The sequence below is a fragment of the Plantactinospora sp. WMMC1484 genome, from assembly GCF_049315195.1.
Taxonomy (GTDB): domain Bacteria; phylum Actinomycetota; class Actinomycetes; order Mycobacteriales; family Micromonosporaceae; genus Plantactinospora.
On sequence record NZ_CP186055.1, the window covers coordinates 6,513,914 to 6,530,985 of the forward strand.

The 17,072-nt window shown below is 71.9% G+C and carries 12 protein-coding genes; 8 read left to right on the forward strand and 4 right to left on the reverse strand.

What is annotated here, in order from left to right; genetic code table 11:
* The first annotated feature begins 171 nt into the window (after nucleotides 1-171).
* A complete protein-coding gene (locus ACN28C_RS27940) occupies nucleotides 172-3,111 on the forward strand; it encodes a glycosyl hydrolase (RefSeq protein ID WP_422770497.1) in 2,940 nt (979 codons plus the stop codon).
* Between the two features lie 90 nt (nucleotides 3,112-3,201).
* Here ACN28C_RS27940 and ACN28C_RS27945 read toward each other — a convergent pair whose 3' ends face one another.
* The 3 genes from ACN28C_RS27945 to ACN28C_RS27955 all read right to left on the reverse strand — a co-directional run bounded on the left by ACN28C_RS27945 (nucleotide 3,202) and on the right by ACN28C_RS27955 (nucleotide 6,816).
* Entirely contained in the window at nucleotides 3,202-4,488 is a 1,287-nt protein-coding gene (locus ACN28C_RS27945; protein ID WP_422770498.1) for a phosphodiester glycosidase family protein, read from the reverse strand.
* 131 nt (nucleotides 4,489-4,619) lie between these two features.
* Nucleotides 4,620-5,894 carry an MFS transporter gene (locus tag ACN28C_RS27950; protein ID WP_422770499.1) on the reverse strand — a complete coding sequence of 425 codons (1,275 nt, stop codon included), beginning with the start codon at nucleotides 5,892-5,894 and terminating at the stop codon, nucleotides 4,620-4,622.
* Between the two features lie 187 nt (nucleotides 5,895-6,081).
* Nucleotides 6,082-6,816, reverse strand: coding sequence for a GntR family transcriptional regulator (locus ACN28C_RS27955; RefSeq protein WP_422770500.1), 735 nt, complete (start codon nucleotides 6,814-6,816; stop codon nucleotides 6,082-6,084).
* Between the two features lie 215 nt (nucleotides 6,817-7,031).
* Here ACN28C_RS27955 and ACN28C_RS27960 point away from each other — a divergent pair, with 215 nt between their 5' ends.
* Genes ACN28C_RS27960 through ACN28C_RS27980 form a run of 5 tightly spaced genes read left to right on the forward strand, consistent with a single transcriptional unit; the run spans nucleotide 7,032 to nucleotide 12,525 of the window.
* Nucleotides 7,032-7,994, forward strand: a complete 963-nt coding sequence (locus ACN28C_RS27960) for a phosphoglycerate dehydrogenase (protein WP_422770501.1) — start codon at nucleotides 7,032-7,034, stop codon at nucleotides 7,992-7,994.
* 20 nt (nucleotides 7,995-8,014) lie between these two features.
* Nucleotides 8,015-9,130, forward strand: coding sequence for a tartrate dehydrogenase (locus tag ACN28C_RS27965; protein ID WP_422770502.1), 1,116 nt, complete (start codon nucleotides 8,015-8,017; stop codon nucleotides 9,128-9,130).
* Nucleotides 9,127-10,509 carry an acyclic terpene utilization AtuA family protein gene (locus ACN28C_RS27970; protein WP_422770503.1) on the forward strand — a complete coding sequence of 461 codons (1,383 nt, stop codon included), beginning with the start codon at nucleotides 9,127-9,129 and terminating at the stop codon, nucleotides 10,507-10,509. Before ACN28C_RS27965 ends, ACN28C_RS27970 begins: the two co-directional genes overlap by 4 nt.
* Nucleotides 10,502-10,855: a DUF4387 domain-containing protein gene (locus tag ACN28C_RS27975; RefSeq protein ID WP_422770504.1), complete on the forward strand. Its 354-nt coding sequence runs from the start codon at nucleotides 10,502-10,504 to the stop codon at nucleotides 10,853-10,855. Before ACN28C_RS27970 ends, ACN28C_RS27975 begins: the two co-directional genes overlap by 8 nt.
* Before the next feature lie 14 nt (nucleotides 10,856-10,869).
* Nucleotides 10,870-12,525, forward strand: a complete 1,656-nt coding sequence (locus ACN28C_RS27980) for an FAD-binding dehydrogenase (RefSeq protein WP_422774833.1) — start codon at nucleotides 10,870-10,872, stop codon at nucleotides 12,523-12,525.
* A gap of 83 nt (nucleotides 12,526-12,608) precedes the next feature.
* On the opposite strand, the gene ACN28C_RS27985 is transcribed toward ACN28C_RS27980, so the two are convergent.
* A complete protein-coding gene (locus tag ACN28C_RS27985) occupies nucleotides 12,609-14,240 on the reverse strand; it encodes a serine/threonine-protein kinase (RefSeq protein ID WP_422770505.1) in 1,632 nt (543 codons plus the stop codon).
* Between the two features lie 423 nt (nucleotides 14,241-14,663).
* Here ACN28C_RS27985 and ACN28C_RS27990 point away from each other — a divergent pair, with 423 nt between their 5' ends.
* Both ACN28C_RS27990 and ACN28C_RS27995 read left to right on the forward strand, forming a co-directional pair.
* Nucleotides 14,664-15,386: a class I SAM-dependent methyltransferase gene (locus ACN28C_RS27990; RefSeq protein ID WP_422770506.1), complete on the forward strand. Its 723-nt coding sequence runs from the start codon at nucleotides 14,664-14,666 to the stop codon at nucleotides 15,384-15,386.
* A 203-nt stretch (nucleotides 15,387-15,589) separates the two neighbouring features.
* Nucleotides 15,590-16,750 carry an acyltransferase family protein gene (locus ACN28C_RS27995; protein WP_422770507.1) on the forward strand — a complete coding sequence of 387 codons (1,161 nt, stop codon included), beginning with the start codon at nucleotides 15,590-15,592 and terminating at the stop codon, nucleotides 16,748-16,750.
* Nucleotides 16,751-17,072: the final 322 nt, after the last annotated feature.

Sequence of the window (17,072 nt, forward strand, 5' to 3'; positions counted from 1 at the left end):
TCCCCCGTGGACCAATCGGTAAGACCTGAGTACGCGAAAGATTGGTCGCCGACCTTACCACTTTCCATCGATCTAGCTAAAGTTTTGATTGGTCAACCAAAAGTCACTGCCGACCATCGAGTACCCCGCACCGCTCCCCCGTGGCTCACCGTCCCCCCGCACGGAGGCATCATGGACCGTCCCACCAGACCGGCTCACCGTATGGTCGCGCTCGCCGCGGCGTTCTCCGCCGTCGTCGCGGTCGCCCTCGCGGTGCCGACCGGCGCCGGCGCCGACCCGCTCGGCGCCGGCAGCTACACCACCGTCCGCCCGACCGGTGCCGCCGGACCCTCCGGCTGCGCGGACCTCGCCACCAATCCCCGGCGGTACGTCACCGCCAACGCCCCAGCCGGGGCCGTGCCGACAAACGACTGGTGGTCCTCGCTGCTGTTCAAGCGCACCGACTGCGCGTACTCGATGCCGCTGCACGCCCACCCGCTCGCCTTCGACCCGGCCGCCGGCGGGCTCGGCGTCGGCTACACCACCACCGCCACCGTCTCCGGAACCCCCACCACTGTCGGCGAGTACCACTACCCGTACAGCACGGAATTCACCCTGGGAGTGACCGGGCTGAACGCGCCGAACGTCACAGTGGACGGCTGGACCGACTGGACCGTCTCGCCGTACTGGTCGGACGGGGCCCGGACCCTGCGGGCCACCGTCGGGCACGGACTGCCCTTCGTCTACGCCCAGGTCACCGGCGGCAACGCCCAGCTCGCCTTCGGGGCGGCACCCACGGTCTGGAGCAACAGCGGACCCCGGATCGGCTTCACCGTACGCGGCCACGACTACGTCGCGTACGCCCCGACCGGGGCGAGCTGGACCGTCAGCGGCGGCAGCGTCACCTCCACGCTGGCCGGGCGGGGCTACTTCTCCGTCGCGCTGCTCCCCACCACCCCGGGCACCCCGGCCGCCGACCGGGCCGCCCTGGCCGACAGCTACGGCCGGTACGCACACGCGCACGTCACCGGCACCCGGGTCGACTGGCGGTTCGACCAGCCGACCAGCACGGTGCACGCCACCTACACGCTGACCACGACCGCCCGGGAGGGTACCGAGCGGAACACCGTCGTCTCGCTCTATCCGCACCAGTGGAAGAACCTCTCCGGCGGCGCCCCGATCCCGCAGACCTACGTCTCGGCGCGCGGCCCGATGCGTACGCTGGTCGGGGTCGGTTCGTTCGGCACCGCGATCCGCTACCACGGGGTGCTGCCCGAGTTGCCCGCCGTGGCCACCTCCAGCGGCGCGGACCTGGCCACCCTCGGCGGCTACCTCGACCAGGCCACCACCGGTGACCCGCTGGCCGGGTTCGGCAACGACACCTACTGGACCGGCAAGGCGCTCGGCCGGGCCGCCCGGCTCGCCGAGATCGCCGACCAGCTCGGCCGGACCGCCCAGCGCGACCTGCTGCTGAACGCGATCCGGACCCGGCTGACCGACTGGTTCACCGCCAGCCCCGGCGAGACCGGGCGGCTCTTCCACTACGACCGGGCCTGGGGCACGCTTGTCGGCTACCCGGCCTCCTACGGGTCCGACCAGGAGCTCAACGACCATCACTTCCACTACGGCTACTACATCGCCGCCGCCGCGACCCTGGCGAAGTTCGACCCGGCCTGGGCCCGCGCCGACCGGTACGGCGGCATGGTCAACCTGCTCATCCGAGATGCCAACGGCGTGGACCGGACCGACCCGATGTTCCCGTTCCTGCGTGACTTCGACATCTACGCCGGCCACGACTGGGCCTCCGGGCACGGCTCCTTCGGCGCCGGCAACAACCAGGAGTCCTCCTCGGAGGGGATGAACTTCGCCAGCGCGCTGATCCAGTGGGGGCTCGCCACCGGCAACACCGCCGTCCGGGACGCCGGACTCTTCATCTACACCACCCAGGCCCAGGCGATCCAGGAGTACTGGTTCGACTCCGCCGACCAGAACTTCCCGGCCGCGTTCGGGCACCGCACCGTCGGGATGGTCTGGGGCGACGGCGGGGCGTACGCCACCTGGTTCAGCGGCGAGCCGGAGATGATCCAGGGCATCAACATGCTGCCGATCACCGGTGGCTCGCTCTACCTCGGCTACCGGCCGGCGTACGTCACGGCGAACTGGAACGAGCTGGTCACCAACAACGGCGGACCGCCGACGGTCTGGCAGGACATCCTCTGGTCGTTCCAGGCGCTGGCCAGCCCGGACGCCGCACTGGCCAGTTTCCGGGCCAACCCCGGATATCCGCCGGAGGAGGGCGAGAGCCGGGCACACACCTTCCACTGGCTGCGCAATCTCGCCGCGCTCGGCCAGGTCGACACCACGGTCACCGCCGACACCCCGCTCTACGCCGTCTTCAACCGGGGCGGCGCACGCAGCTACGTGGCGTCGAACATCACCGCCAGCCCGATCACGGTGACCTTCTCCGACGGCCGGACCCTGACGGTGCCGGCCGGGCGTACCGCCACCACCGGGGCGCACACCTGGAGCGGTGGCAACGCGGGCGGCGGCACGCCGAACCCGACGCCCACACCGACGCCGACGCCGACCGCAACCCCGACGCCCACACCCACCCCGACCGGCCCGCCGACCACCAGCAACCGGCTCTACGTCCGCTCCGGCGGCGCGCTCTCCGGCACGGCCGGGGGTGGGGCGGGCACGGTCACCCTGCCGGCCGCCAACGGCAACCACGACGGCACCCCGAACAGTCCGGTGACGCACCGGGTCTGCGGGTTGACCGGGAGCTACCAGGGCGGCGGGGCGACGGCCTTCGCCCTGCACGTCGACGCGGGGACCGCCGTCGGGGCCGGGGTGCAGGCCCGGATCTCGTACGACTTCACCGGCTCCGGCAGCTACGGCCGGGTCGAGACGTACGCGTACTTCGCCACCGATCCGGTGCCCGGGACCGAGTCCTACACCCAGGCCGCCGGTGTGCGCGGCACCTCCGGCAGCTTCGCCCCGATGACCGGCGGCTGCCTCCGCCTGGAGCTCTGGAACGCGATCGGCTCGGCACCGACCACGGTGCGGGTCGACGCCACCGCCGCGCAGGGCGCCCAGTCGACCGTCACCATCCCGTTCATCCTCACCGGCTGATCCGAGCGGGCGGTGCGGGCCGGTGGATCCGGGTCCGCACCGCCGCCCGGCGCACCGACCCGGGCACGGCCGGTCGGTCGGTAAACGCGGTCAGCGACCGGTGAACCTGCTGTCCACGAAGACCAGCGCGTCGCCGACCGCCCGCTCCGTGCCGCCGCTGGGCCGGTTGACCAGGGCACCCTCCACCGACATGGTGGTCGAGCCACCACCGTCGAGGTTGATCGCGTCGTGCAGGCCGAGCGCGGCGGCGACAGCCGCAGTCTCCGCCATCGTGGTGCCGACGCTTGTCGTCATGCGACCGTCGATCGTCACCAGAACGATCCTGCCGTCGGCGGTCGTGCCGGCGACGGTGCGCGGGTTGCGCGCGAAGAAGCTGTCCGAACCGTCCGGCACCACGATCCGTCCACCGGTCAGCAGCCGGTAGCGACCGTTCACCCCGAACATCCCGGCGTGCAGCCGGAGTTTCCGGCCGGTCTCGTCCCGCACCGTGCTGGTCTGCCTGACACAGCCCTTCGCGACCGCGAGCAGCGCCACGGTCTCCCGGCCGGTCGCCTGCAGCGACGTCTGGTCCGGGCCCAGCGTCGTGCCGCGGGTCGTCGAAGTACGGACCACGCAGCCCTGCCCGTCGAGGACCACCTCGACACCGGTCCCGGCCGGGGTGGCCTCGGCGAACTCCGGGGTGAACCGCACCACGTCGCCCGGCAGGGTGCACTGGGTCGGCTGGGCCAGGTCGGCGCAGCCGGCCGGGACCACCGGCGGGTGGTTGACGAATTCCAGCGGCAGCGTGACCTTGGTCCGCTTGTTCTGCACCGTGCCACTCCAGCGCAACTGTCCCATCAGGACCCTGTTGCTCCGGGCATCCACCACCAGGTTGGCCTCGGCCGGGTCGCCGGTCGGCTCGCTGAGCAGCTTTCCGCCGAAGACACCCAGGCCCACCGGATCACCCGGGTACTGCGCGCTGGCGGTGAAGGTGAAGAAGGAGGCGTTCACCCCGGCGAGGGCGCCGGCGGCGCGGACCAGGTCGGTGGTCTTCTCCACCCCGGCCAGGTCGGCGCCGTAGGTCGCCGCCAGGTGCCCGCGGGTCGCTGTCGGGTCGATGGTCAGGACGTTGACGACCCACGGCCCGCGGGTGGTGGTGGTGATCTGGTCGGCCGGGGCCGGGTCGGTGCCGCGGACGATCCGGGTGAGCGTGACACCGCGGGTGAGGGTCTGGCTGCTCCGGGTCTCCGCGAGGTCGGAGTCGCCCAGGGGCAGGGTCGGGTCGCTGTTCGCGGCGCGTGCCGCCGACGCCAGGCCGAGCCCGAGCGCGACCGTCATGACGGCCGCGACGGCACCGACCCGGCGGGCTCGGGAGGCGGAGGAAGCGTAGAAGATCATGGTCTCATGCTGTTTGGCCGGATGAACCACTCCGCCCATCCACGCTGAAGTGCAGGACAACGATGGGTGACCAGCACGCTCGGCGGGCCGGGGCCGTTCCCGGCCGGGTTCAGGTGGTGACCGACACCGGTTCAGGTGGTGACCGACGCCGATCGGTGACGCCGTTGCAGTTGACCGAGTCGCACGACGACCAGGACGGCGAGGATGGCGAGCACCGCGATGTCGAGCGGCATCGCGCGCCAGCCGGTGAGATCCACCATGGCGCCGATGAGCGCGGGGCCGCCGAAGCCGCCCAGATACCAGGTGACCGCGTACAGGCCGGTGTAGACACCGAGCACCCGGCTGGACGGCGCCAGGTTCCAGAGCGCGACCGCCGCGTTGATCGAGAATCCGGCGAAGCCGACGGCGCCGACGCAGAACACGACGACCGTCCCGGTGACGGTCTGCACGAGGGTTGCGGCGGCCATCGCGACCGCGAAGAGCGCCATGCCGGCGGCGATGGTCCGCAGCCGCCCGAAGCGCTCGGCGCAGAGCGCGGCCGGATAGGCGGCCAGCACGAAGACCACACCGCTGGGCAGCGCGAGACCGCCCGCCTCGCCGCGTGTCAGACCGAGGGCCTCCATGCCGTACGGGGTGATCAGGGAGCGGAAGCCGAACCACGCCCCGCCGAAGAGGAAGACGGCCAGCAGCAGGAGAAGTCGGCGACGATCACGGTCGGTGACCAGGTCGGCTACGATCTGCCGGAACGGCACCCGAGACTCACCGTGCCCCGCGCCGACGTCCTCGGCCACCGCGGCTCGGTACGCCGCCGACCGACTGTCGCGCACCTTGGCGATCAGCACCACCGTGACCAGCAGCAGGATCGCGGCAGGAACGACGAACGCGCCCCGTGGATGCTCGTCCACCACCAGCAGGCTGATCAGCGACGCCACGATGATGGTGAGTGAGGTGGCGATCTTCACGGCGGCGTTCGCCCGGCTCCGCCGCTCCGGCGGGATGAAGTCCGGCACCATCGACTCCGCCAGCGGCCGGACGGTGTTGGCGACCAGCGCGTAGAGGAACATCACCATGGCCAGCGTGCCGAGCGACGTGGTCCAGGGAAGGAGTAGGAAGAGCAGCGCGGCGAGGGGCATGCCCACCGCGAGGTACGGCATCCGGCGTCCCCACCGGGTCCTGGTGTTGTCGGACCGGTTGCCGATCCAGGGCTGGACGAAGATGCCCAGCAGGTTGTCCATGCCCATCAGCAGGCCGACGGTTGCCGTGCTCGTGACGTGCTCGCGCAGCAGGACGGGCACCTGGCTGTCGTAGAAGTTCCAGGTCGACTCCTGGGCGAAGAGCGCGAGGGCGATAAAGAACGTGATCTTCCGGTAGGACACCGCGTCACCGCGGATCTGCACTTCGGCCATGTTGCCTCCATGTGTCCGGCGTCACGTTAATTTGCTGTAGCAAACTCGTCAACAGGCGCAAACGGATTTGGCCGCAGTGACGCAGGGTGTACTCGTGCCCGGGACGGCGCCGCCGACAGCAGCGCGCGGATGGAGATTCAGGCCGGGAGCAGGGATGGACGGGACCCGCGGGTCAGCTGCCGCCCACTCAGGAGGCAGCAGGCGACAGCGCGCTACCGCGCCCGTCGCTGTTGCCGCGCCCGTCGCGCAGGGCGTCGAGGCCGCTCTGCGCGTCTGCGAGGACGACGCGCTCCGCCGCCGCCGAGTCGCCGGCGCGCAGGGCACGGACCAGTTCCCGGTGACTGGAGTAGCGGTCCATCCCGAAGGTGTCGTCCTGCGCGACGCGCTGGAGCAGGCGCTCGCGGCGCTCACCCCGGGTGAAGACGCGGCTCTGTTCGAGCATCCGGACCAGTACCGGATTGTGGGCGCAGGCGCTGACCGTGTCGTTGAAGCGCTGCATCGTGTCGAGCAGGGCGTTCAGGTGCCGGTCGACGGACTGCCCCTGCCCGTGCCGCAGCTTGATCAGGATCAGCAGGTCGTCGGCCTCGTCGAGGATGGCGTCCAGTGCGTCGATCTGCGCCGCGGTGGCGTGTCGCGCCGCGAACCGTGCGACCAGGCCACGAAGCCCGACCTCCACCTCGGCCAGGTCGTCGACGGCGGCGTCGGGGATGGCCGCGACGCGGACCGTTCGCGGGCCGATGCGCTGGATGAGCCCGTCCAGCTCCAGCCGGCGCAGCGCCTCCCGAACCGGCGTCGGACTGATCGCCAGGCGCTCCGCCATGCCCCGCTCGGTCACCTTGGTCCCCGCCACCAGCTCCCCGGCCGCGATGGCGCCCCGCACCTCGCGGTACGCGCGATCGGCGAGCGTCTCCGTGGACCCCATGACGGCATGCTATCCGATACCACGACAATCGCGGTTGCCACGCCGAACAGCGCTGATACAGCAACTATGCAACTGTTGCCTCTGATAGCTACTCTTGACTTCTTTGCTATAGCAAATCTATGGTGGCCGCAGCGCACGGTGGCGCCGACCAACGTGGTCGCACGCGATCGACGTCGACACGGGACCGCACGCGACGGCAGAGTGGAGCAGCTTTGGTGGCTCGTGTCCTGGTCACGACCGACTACCTCCGCCCCGGAGACGAAGTCGACGAATACCTCCACAGCGCCGGCTGCGCGACCGTGCACCGTCCGCTGCGGGGCGGACGCGACCCGGAGGAGCTGGTCGCCGCCCTGCACGGCATCGACGCGGCGCTGATCGCCAACGAGCCGCTGACCGCCGATGTCCTCTCCCGGGCGCCCTCGCTCCGCGTGGTCGTGCGGACCGGGGTGGGTTACGACTCGGTGGACGTCGCGGCGGCCACGAAGCACGGCATCACCGTGAGCAATCTGCCCGGCATCAATGCCAACGCCGTCGCGGAGTACACCCTCGGCCTGCTGCTGGCGACGGCCCGGCGGTTGGTCCAGACCGCCACCGGGGTGGCGGCCGGCCGTTGGCCCAGGGACGACGGCCGCGAACTGCGGGGCGCCACGCTCGGACTGATCGGCTACGGGGCGTCCGCGCGGGCGGTCATCCCGCTCGCCCGTGCCTTCGGGATGTCGATCCTCTGCGTGACGAACGTTCCGGTGGACGAACGGCCGGATTCCGATGTGCTTTTCGTGGAGCTCGACGAGCTTCTGCGCACCTCCGACTACGTGTCCGTGCACGCCGCCCTGACCGAGCGGACCCGGGGCCTGCTGGACGCCGCCGCGTTCGCCCGGATGAAGCCGAGCGCCTTCGTCGTCAACACCGCGCGGGGACCGATCGTCGACGAGCAGGCGCTGGCGAGCGCGGTCCGCGAAGGGCGCATCGCCGGTGCGGCCCTCGACGTGGTGAGCACCGAACCGCTCCCGCCCGACAGCCCGCTGCGGTCCGTCGAGGGCATCGTGGTGTATTCACACCTCGCGGGCCAGACGGCCGAGGCCCGACGCGCGGCCGGGCTCCGGGGCGCCGCCGAACTCCTCGACGCCCTCGCCGGAAAACCACGGTTCGCTCTGAACGCGGCAGAGGTGACCAGGTGAACGGCGACGGAGGAGAGCGGATGAACGACGCTGTGGACGAGCGGATGGACCCGCCGCGGACGACGACGTACCGGATCGCCGTCATCCCGGGTGACGGCATCGGAGCGGAAGTGATCCCGCCCGCCCTGCGTACCCTCGAGGTCCTGGCCGAGCGCGGCGGGTTCGCCTTCCGGTTCGACCACTTCGACTGGTCCTGCCGGCGCTACCTGGAGACCGGGGCGATGATGCCGGCGGACGGCCTCGACCGGATCGCCGGGCACGACGCCATCCTGCTGGGAGCGGTCGGCTGGCCCGGCGTGCCGGACCACGTCTCGCTCTGGGGACTCCTCATCCCCATCCGGCGCCAGTTCCGCCAGTACGTCAACCTGCGCCCGATCAGGGTCCTGCCCGGCCTGCCCGGACCGCTGCGGGACTCGGCCGGGGTCGACCTCGTCGTGGTGCGGGAGAACGTCGAGGGGGAATACAGCGAGATCGGTGGCCGGCTCAACCGGGGGTTCGCGGACGAGTTCGCGGTCCAGGAGGCAGTCTTCACCCGGGCCGGCGTCTCCCGCGTCGTCGACCACGCGTTCGGGCTCGCCGCCGCCCGACGACAGCACGTCACCTCGGCGACCAAGTCGAACGGCATAGTGCACACCATGCCGTTCTGGGACGAGATCGTCGAGGAGCGGGCCGCGCGGCACCCGGCCGTCGGCTGGCGCAGGGAGCACATCGACGCGCTCACCGCGAAGCTCGTCCTCAGCCCGGCGTCCTTCGACGTGATCGTCGCGTCGAACCTCTTCGGCGACATCCTCAGCGACCTCGCCGCGGCGATCGCCGGCAGCATCGGCATCGCGCCAGCCGGCAACATCAACCCCGAGCGGGACTTCCCGTCGATGTTCGAACCGGTACACGGCTCGGCCCCCGACATCGCCGGGAAGGGGATCGCCAACCCGCTCGGGGCGCTCTGGTCGGCGAGCCTGATGCTCGAGCACCTCGGCCGTCCGGAGTCGGCGGCGGCACTCGTCGACGCCATCGAGGTGGTCCTGGCCGAGGGGGCGGTCCGCACGCCCGATCTCGGCGGCACCGCGACCACCGACGAACTCGGCGACGCCGTCCTGAACGCGCTCACCGCGACCGGTAGAAGGGCAGAGAAGTGAACGACGCCTCCGTCGAACCCGTACGGATCCTCGTGCCGAGCGGTGCGATCGGAGCCGGATTCCCGGAGAGCCAGGTCGAGCGGGGTCTGGCGCTCGGCGCCGACGTCATCGCCGTGGACGCCGGCTCGACCGACTCGGGACCGTACTACCTGGGAGCGGCGCAGCCCAAGATGAGCGCCGCCGCCGTCACCCGCGATGCCCGGATCCTGCTGCGCGCGGCCGCAGACGCCGACATCCCACTGATCATCGGATCGTGCGGCACCAGCGGCACCGACGCGGGCGTCGACTGGGTCGCCGGGATCGTGCGGCGGGTGCAGGCCGAGGAGGGCCTCTCCCTACCCGTCGCGCGCATCTACAGCGAGCAGCGCGTCGCCGACCTCAGGGAACAGTTGGACGCCGGGCGGATCCACGCCCTGCCGCCCCTGCCGGAACTGCGGGCCGACACCCTGGAGAGCTGCACGCACGTCGTCGGGATGATGGGGCACGAACCGATCGTCGACGCGCTCGCGGCCGGGGCCCGGGTGGTGCTCGCCGGCCGCGCCACCGACACCGCGCTCGCGGCGGCGTACCCGTTGATGAAGGGCCTGCCCGCGGGGCCGACCTGGCACGCCGCCAAGATCGTCGAGTGCGGCGACCAGTGCAGCACCAACCCGCGCGGCGGTGGAGTCTTCGTCACCGTCGACGCGACCGGCTTCACCGTCGAACCACTCGATCCGGAAACCTCGTGCACGCCGATCACCGTGGCGGCGCACATGCTCTACGAGACCGCCGACCCGTTCCGGATGCGCGAGCCGGCCGGCACGCTCGACGTGCGGGAGGCGACCTACACCGCGCTGGACTCCCGGCGGGTGCGGGTCGAGGGCTCCCGCTTCCACATTGCCGACCAGCACACCGTCAAGCTGGAGGGCGCGCGGATCGCCGGGTACGAGACGATGTCGTTCACCGCCGTCCGCGACCCGCACGTGCTGGGCCAGATCGAGGACTGGGCGGCCCTCCTCCGCACGATGATCGTCAAGCGGGTCAGCCAGACCCTCGGCCTCGGTCCGGACGAGTACGCCTTCGACATCCGCCTCTACGGCTACGACGCCGTCCTCGGCAACCTGGAGCCGGCGCGGACGCCGCCGCGCGAGGTCGGCGTCATGCTGCTCGTCAACGCGGCGGACCAGGCGACCGCCACCGCGATCGCGAAGACCGCGAACCCGTTGCTGCTGCACCTGCCCACCCGCGACATGCCCTACCTGCCGAGCTTCGCCTTCGCCTCCTCCCCCGCCGAGGTGGAGCGCGGGGCCGCGTACGAATTCGTGCTCCACCACGTCGTCGACAGCGTCACCCCCACCGGCCTGTTCCGGATCGAGTTCGGAGATCACCAGAATGGCTGACCACGCAGGCCACGCCGCACCGACATCTGCCATCGGCGACCTCGCCCACGAGGTGCGGTCGAAGAACGCCGGCCCGTTCTGGGTCACGATGGAGCTCTTCATGCGCGACGCCGCCGGCTACCGGATCGCGGCCGACGAGGACTTCCTCAACGAGCAGGTCGTCGCCGAGCTTTACCAGGTCGACGCGGACACGGTCCAGATGTTCCGGATCCCGTCGCTCAACGTCGTGAAGATCTCGTTTCCCCGGCCGGTCCCGCAGGGGTCGCTGCGCGACCGGGACATGCACTCCGGGCAGCACCACGTTCCCCTCGCCCTGCTGCCGATCCCGGTCGCGAAGGAGTCGTGATGGAAGCGGAGATCATGGAGGCCGACCTCGTGGTCGTCGGCGCCGGCCTCGCCGGCCTGGTCGCCGCGGCCGAGGCGGCGGACGCCGGACGCAGCGTCGTCCTGCTCGACCAGGAGGGCGAGCAGTCGCTCGGCGGTCAGGCGTTCTGGAGCCTCGGCGGGCTCTTCCTCGTCGACAGCCCCGAACAACGGCGGATGGGCATCCGCGACTCCCGCGAGCTGGCCTGGCAGGACTGGCTGGGCAGTGCGCGGTTCGACCGCGAGGAGGACCGCTGGCCGCGCCGGTGGGCCGAGGCGTACCTCGACTTCGCGGCGGGCGAGAAGCGCGGATGGCTGCGCGGCATGGGACACCGCCTCTTTCCCATCGTCGGCTGGGCGGAGCGCGGCGACGGCCGGGCCGTCGGCCACGGCAACTCCGTCCCGCGCTTCCACGTCACCTGGGGCACCGGACCGGGCGTGGTCGCGCCCTTCGCGCGACGGGTACGCGAACACGTCGCGGCCGGACGGATTGCCACGGCCTTCCGGCACCGGGTCGACGGACTCGTCGTCCAGGCCGGCACGGTGGTCGGCGTCCAGGGGCACGTGCTCGAACCGACCGCCGCCGAGCGTGGCCGGCCCACCTCCCGGGTCGAGGTGGCCACCTTCGAGGCCCGCGCCCAGGCGGTACTGGTCACCAGCGGCGGCATCGGCGGCGACCTGGACCTGGTCCGCAGGGCCTGGCCCGACCGGCTCGGCACCCCGCCGCGAAGGATGGTCGCCGGGGTTCCGGCGCACGTGGACGGTCGAATGCTCACCATCAGCACCGATGCCGGCGCCAACCTGATCAACGCCGACCGCATGTGGCACTACGTCGAGGGGCTGCGCAACTGGGACCCGATCTGGGACAACCACGGCATCCGGATCCTCCCCGGCCCCTCGTCGCTCTGGCTCGACGCGACCGGCCGGCGGTTGCCCCCGCCGAACTTCCCGGGCTTCGACACCCTCGGCACGCTGAAACACCTGCGGGCGACCGGCCACGACTACTCCTGGTTCGTGCTGACCCAGAAGATCATCGAGAAGGAGTTCGCCCTCTCCGGCTCCGAGCAGAATCCCGATCTCACCGACCGCGACATCCGGCAGGTCCTGAGCCGGGTCCGGCCGGGAGCGCCCGGGCCGGTGGAAGCCTTCAAGCGGCACGGCGAGGACTTCGTCGTGGCCGACACCCTCGCCGATCTGGTACGCGGGATGAACGCGATCGCCGATCCCGACGTGCCGGCAATCCGGGAGCCGGATCTCAGGTCCGTGATCGAGGCGCGGGACCGCGCTATCGACCACGAGTTCGGCAAGGACCTCCAGGTGCTGGCGATCCGCGCCGCCCGGCGCTACCGGGGCGACCGGCTGAGCCGGGTGGCCACGCCGCACAGGCTCCTCGACCCGTCGGCCGGCCCGCTGATCGCCGTCCGCCTACACGTGCTGTCCCGCAAGACGCTCGGCGGGCTCGAGACCGACCTGGACGGCCGCTGCCTGCGCGCCGACGGGAGTCCGCTGCCCGGGCTGTACGCCGCGGGCGAGGTCAGCGGCTTCGGGGGCGGCGGGATGATGGGGTACAACGCCCTCGAGGGGACCTTTCTCGGTGGCTGCCTCTTCTCCGGGCGCACAGCGGGCCGCGCCGCCGCCGCGCAGGTCGGCTGACCGTCACCGCCCGGCCGTGCTCGGCCCCCGGTTGGGGGTCGGGGATCGGCGGGGCGGAGTCGGGGATCGGCGGGGCGCCGGGTTCAGAGCGCGCCCCGGTCCACGAGGCTGAAGCTCGCGGTGGGGGTGGCGTCGCCGACCTCCTCGACGTACACCGTCCTGCGTGCGGCGCTCCACTGCACGAAGCCGTACGCCTCGCTGCGGATGTGGTAGGTCCGCCGGTTCTTGTCGTCCCGCTCGCCGGTGGGCGCGAGCGAGAAGAGCGTCGCCCGGGTCGGGATGCACTCGGCGGCGACCAGCGACGACGGGCCGTCCGACGCGATCTTGACACCGAGGCAGGTCTCCGGGTTGTCGTCGCGTCCCTCGCCGCGCAGCGACCTGATCATATGGTTCACCCCGAACGGCACCAGGACGAACTGGGACCTCACGCCGGTGCCGTCGGAGGCCTCCACCTCGTACGAGTGGTAGTCCAGGGCCAGATCCCGATCGATCTCGGCCAAGTGGATGAGCGTGCGCCGGCTCCCCTGCAGGATCGGGGTGTCCGGGTCCGGGGCCGCCGATGTGGGCCCGACGGTGGTCGGGGTCGGCGAGGTGGTCGGGATCGGCGAGGTGGTCGGGGTCGGCGAGGCCGGCGAGGAGGCTCCCGGGACACCCGCGGCGTCGTCGGGGTCGTCGCCGCCGGACCGGAGGGCGTCCAGCCCCACGAGGCCGGCACCGACCAGCACGACGAGGGCCGCGGCGACCCCGGCGACGCCCAGAAGTCGCCGACGGCGTCCGGTCTCCGGCCGGGTCGAGGCCGGCGTCGTCGTCGGGTCGCCTCCCCCGGCGACCTCCGGGCTCCTGCGGGCGGTCAGTGCCGCCTCGGCAACGGCGGTGCTGAGGCCCGGCTGCGGGGTGTCGCCGGAAAGCAGCACGTCGAGCAGCTCGCGCGCCGTCGGGCGCTCCGCCGGATCCTTCCGGAGGGCCCGCTCCACGAGGTCGCGGAGAGATCCGGGCAGCCCGGAGAGGTCGGGTGGCTGGGTGAGGATGCGCATGGCGGTCGCCGGGGCCGAGTCGGCGGCGAACGGGGTGCGGCCCGTCGCCGCGTACGCCACCACCACGCCCCAGGCGAAGACGTCCGCGGCGGAGGTCACCACCCGCGCCCCGTCCTCGGCCTCGAAGCGTTCCGGCGCCATGTAGGCGACCGTGCCGACTATCTGGTCGGTTCGGGTGTGCTGGCTGGTCGCCTCGAAGGGGCGGGCGATACCGAAGTCGATCACCTTGATGCCGCCCATGGCGAACAGCACGTTGGCCGGCTTGAGATCGCGGTGTATCACCCCGGCGCCGTGGATGGCGGTGAGCGCGGTGGCGATGCCGACGGCCACGCCGTGCAGCGCGGAGCCGGCGAGCGGCCCCTGTTCCTTGACCACGGTGGCCAGGCTGGGGCCGTCGACGTACTCGACGACCAGGTACGGCGGGTCGTGGTCCGGGTCGGCGTCGAGCACCTCGGCGGTGGAGAACGGCGGCACCTGCCGCGCCCGGTTGACCTCGCTGCGGAACCGACCCCGGAACTCGGCGTCGTACGAGAACTCGGGCCGGACCATCTTGATCGCGACCCTGCGCCCGTCCAGGTCCCGCCCGAGGTAGACGGTGCCCATGCCGCCCTCACCCAGCCGGCCCAGCAGTTCATACCTGCCGAGCCGGGTCCCCTCCCCCGGCAGCAGCGGCATGCTCATCTCTCGGACTCCCCCCTCGCTGCGGCCCCCACCTGCGTCAGGAGACGACCCTAGCCGGACGGGCCGTGCGGGACGAACACCGAGCTGAATGCGCCGGGCGCGCATACGCCGGGCGCGCCGGACGAGCAGAACGAACACTGCCGCGCTCGCCATCGATACCGTCGCCAGCGAGAGTCACGGCCCGGCGCTTCGGGCGACGACCGTGGGGCGCTCCGCCGGCGACACGGCGCGGGTGACCTCGCCCTCACGACCGAGCCGATCGTTCCATGCCGTGAAGCCGCTCCGTTCTGCGGGGGCCGGCGCGGCCGGGCAGGAGGCAGTGTGGACGTCAACGACGTGAGTGCGCCGTCCAGCGTGCCGAGGATCGGGTCCGGCCCGCCGTCCGTCCCAGCCTCGGCCACCGTCCGTGGGTACCCTCGGCCGGTGTTCTCGCCTCAAGGCCCGTCTCTGCGTGAGCTGTGCGTCCAGGCGCTCTCGTCGGTAGAGCGCGGTTACGACCTCCTCGCTCCGAAGTTCGACCACACGCCGTTCCGCACCCCACAGAGCGTCGTCGACGCGACCACCCGGGCGCTCGCCGAACTCGGGCCGTTCGACCACGGGCTGGACGTGTGCTGCGGCACCGGTGCGGGCATGCTGGTGCTCAGGTCCGTGTGCCAGGGACGGATCACCGGCGTCGACTTCAGTGCCGGGATGCTCGCGCAGGCGCGGAGTGCGCACCCGGACGCCACCTGGGTGCGGGCCGACGCTCGGGCCCTGCCCTTCACCGGGGACTTCGACCTCGCGGTCACCTCCGGGGCGCTCGGGCACTTCCTACCCGCCGAACGGCCCGCACTGTTCGAGGGGGTCTACCGCGCGCTGCGGCCGGGCGGGCTCTTCACCTTCCCCATCGGCACGCCGCCACCCCGCACCTCGGTCGCGCACTGGGCCATGCTCGGATTCGACCTGGCCATGCGGGTCCGCAATGCCGTGTGGCGCCCGCCTTTCGTCATGTACTACCGCACCTGTCCGCTGGCCGCGCTCTGTGCGGATCTGACGGCGGCCGGCTTCACCGCGACGACCGTCGCCCTGACGCCCCTGGGCCAGCACCGGAACGGTTCCCCACGCTACCGGCTCATCCTCGCGCGGAAGCCGGCAGACCCGCGCTGACAGCGGCCCGTCACATCCACCGGCGCCGTGCTGACCGAGCCCGGCCTTTCCGGAGGTGCGCCTCACTGCCTGACGCGCCGTCGAACGGCCGGATCAGCGGCACCCGGACCCCGGTCGAACCACCCATAGAAGTATAAATCCTGCTATACGGTTAGCTGACGCTCAGAAGAGCGGTGTCGACCCTGACCTGGAGCAGAAGCGCCATGCGTCGTACATCCGCCGCCGGGACGCGACGAGGTGGCGGCGACCGGGCGAAGGGCCGGGACGTCGACGTGTCGGCCGCGGCCCACCGGCCGAGTTCCCCGGACGACGGCGGCCGGGAACGGTACCTGGACCTCATCCGGGTGGTCGCCCTGGTCCGTGTCGTGGTGTACCACACCACCGGCTGGCTCTGGCTCAGCGCGCTGTTCCCGGCCATGGGGCTGATGTTCGGGATCGCCGGCTGCCTGATGGCGCGGTCCCTGGACCGGGGCGGGCCGCGCGCGGTCGGCAGCCGCCTGGCCAGGCTCCTGCCACCGTTCTGGCTCTACGGCGTGGTCGCCGTCACGCTGATGCTGCTCGCCGGCTGGCGGCCGTCGACCTCCGGGTCTCTGGGTTGGGGCGGCCTGGCCTGGTGGCTCCTACCGCTGCGGGTGCCACCGGCCGGTGGCCCCGCCTGGTCCTGGCTGCTCACCATCGCCCTCTGGTACATCTCCACCTACCTGTGGCTGGTGCTGCTCTCCCCGATCATGCGGCCCCTCTTCCGCCGCCGCCCCTGGTGCACTCTCGGCGTCGCCACTGCGGTGGCGGTCGGCGTCAATGCGACCGACCTGGACCTTCCCGGCTATTTCGTGCTGACCTACACCCCCTGCTGGCTGCTCGGTTTCGCCCGCCGGGACGGCCTGCTGCACCGGATTCCGGGCCGGGCGTTCGCGTACGGCGTGGGCATACTGGGCGCGGTCGGTGGAATCTGGATGCTCGTCGGCGCCCGGGCCGGCACCTTCGGCACCGACGACGCCGGCGGCGGCAACGTGCTGTGGTCGCTCGCTCTCGTCGCCGTGGTGCTCCGGTGCCGGTTCCGACTCGACCGGCTGGCCGACAACCGGCGGGCCGGTCGTGCGCTGCGGGCGGTCAACTCCCGTGCGGTCACCGTCTACCTGTGGCACCTGCCGGCCGGGGCGCTGGCCGGCGTGCTTGTGGAGGGCCGGTCCACCGGTCACCTGCCGTTACGGATCGCCGGCACGGTGCTGCTCACCGCGTCGGCAGTGCTGCTGTTCGGATGGGCGGAGAGGTGGCGCGCCCGCCGCGTGCCGCCATCCCGGCCGCGCGCGCCCGCACGACCGGACACCGCGCGGTCCCAGCCGCTCAGCCGACCTGAAGACTGACCTTTTTTTACCAAGAGTCCCTGTTGCTCTCTTTGGGCGGTTTAAGGTATGTCGAACCATGAATCCAACGTGTAGACCCACTCGGATTCCGCCGACCCGCCCAGAGAGCCGCGAGCACATTGAGCATCGAGCAGCCGCACGTCGCCCATGTCGAGACGCCACACACCGGCGTCCCGGGCACCCGTCCGCGGCCGCCGTACCGCAGAGGACCGCGGCGGGCCGACGCGGAGCACCAGGTCGATCCGACCCCGGCACGCCGACAGGGACGGCACGGGCACCCGGCGCCGCCAGGGCGAAGGACGACGCCGGCGCGCCGGGACGC

What these genes read in the sequence shown, in the direction of transcription:
- ACN28C_RS27940 (WP_422770497.1), top strand. Translation starts at nt 172, where the DNA reads ATGGACCGTCCCACCAGACCGGCTCACCGTATGGTCGCGCTCGCCGCG.
- ACN28C_RS27945 (WP_422770498.1), bottom strand. Translation starts at nt 4,488, where the DNA reads ATGATCTTCTACGCTTCCTCCGCCTCCCGAGCCCGCCGGGTCGGTGCC.
- ACN28C_RS27950 (WP_422770499.1), bottom strand. Translation starts at nt 5,894, where the DNA reads ATGGCCGAAGTGCAGATCCGCGGTGACGCGGTGTCCTACCGGAAGATC.
- ACN28C_RS27955 (WP_422770500.1), bottom strand. Translation starts at nt 6,816, where the DNA reads ATGGGGTCCACGGAGACGCTCGCCGATCGCGCGTACCGCGAGGTGCGG.
- ACN28C_RS27965 (WP_422770502.1), top strand. Translation starts at nt 8,015, where the DNA reads ATGAACGACGCTGTGGACGAGCGGATGGACCCGCCGCGGACGACGACG.
- ACN28C_RS27975 (WP_422770504.1), top strand. Translation starts at nt 10,502, where the DNA reads ATGGCTGACCACGCAGGCCACGCCGCACCGACATCTGCCATCGGCGAC.
- ACN28C_RS27980 (WP_422774833.1), top strand. Translation starts at nt 10,870, where the DNA reads ATGGAGGCCGACCTCGTGGTCGTCGGCGCCGGCCTCGCCGGCCTGGTC.
- ACN28C_RS27985 (WP_422770505.1), bottom strand. Translation starts at nt 14,240, where the DNA reads ATGAGCATGCCGCTGCTGCCGGGGGAGGGGACCCGGCTCGGCAGGTAT.
- ACN28C_RS27995 (WP_422770507.1), top strand. Translation starts at nt 15,590, where the DNA reads ATGCGTCGTACATCCGCCGCCGGGACGCGACGAGGTGGCGGCGACCGG.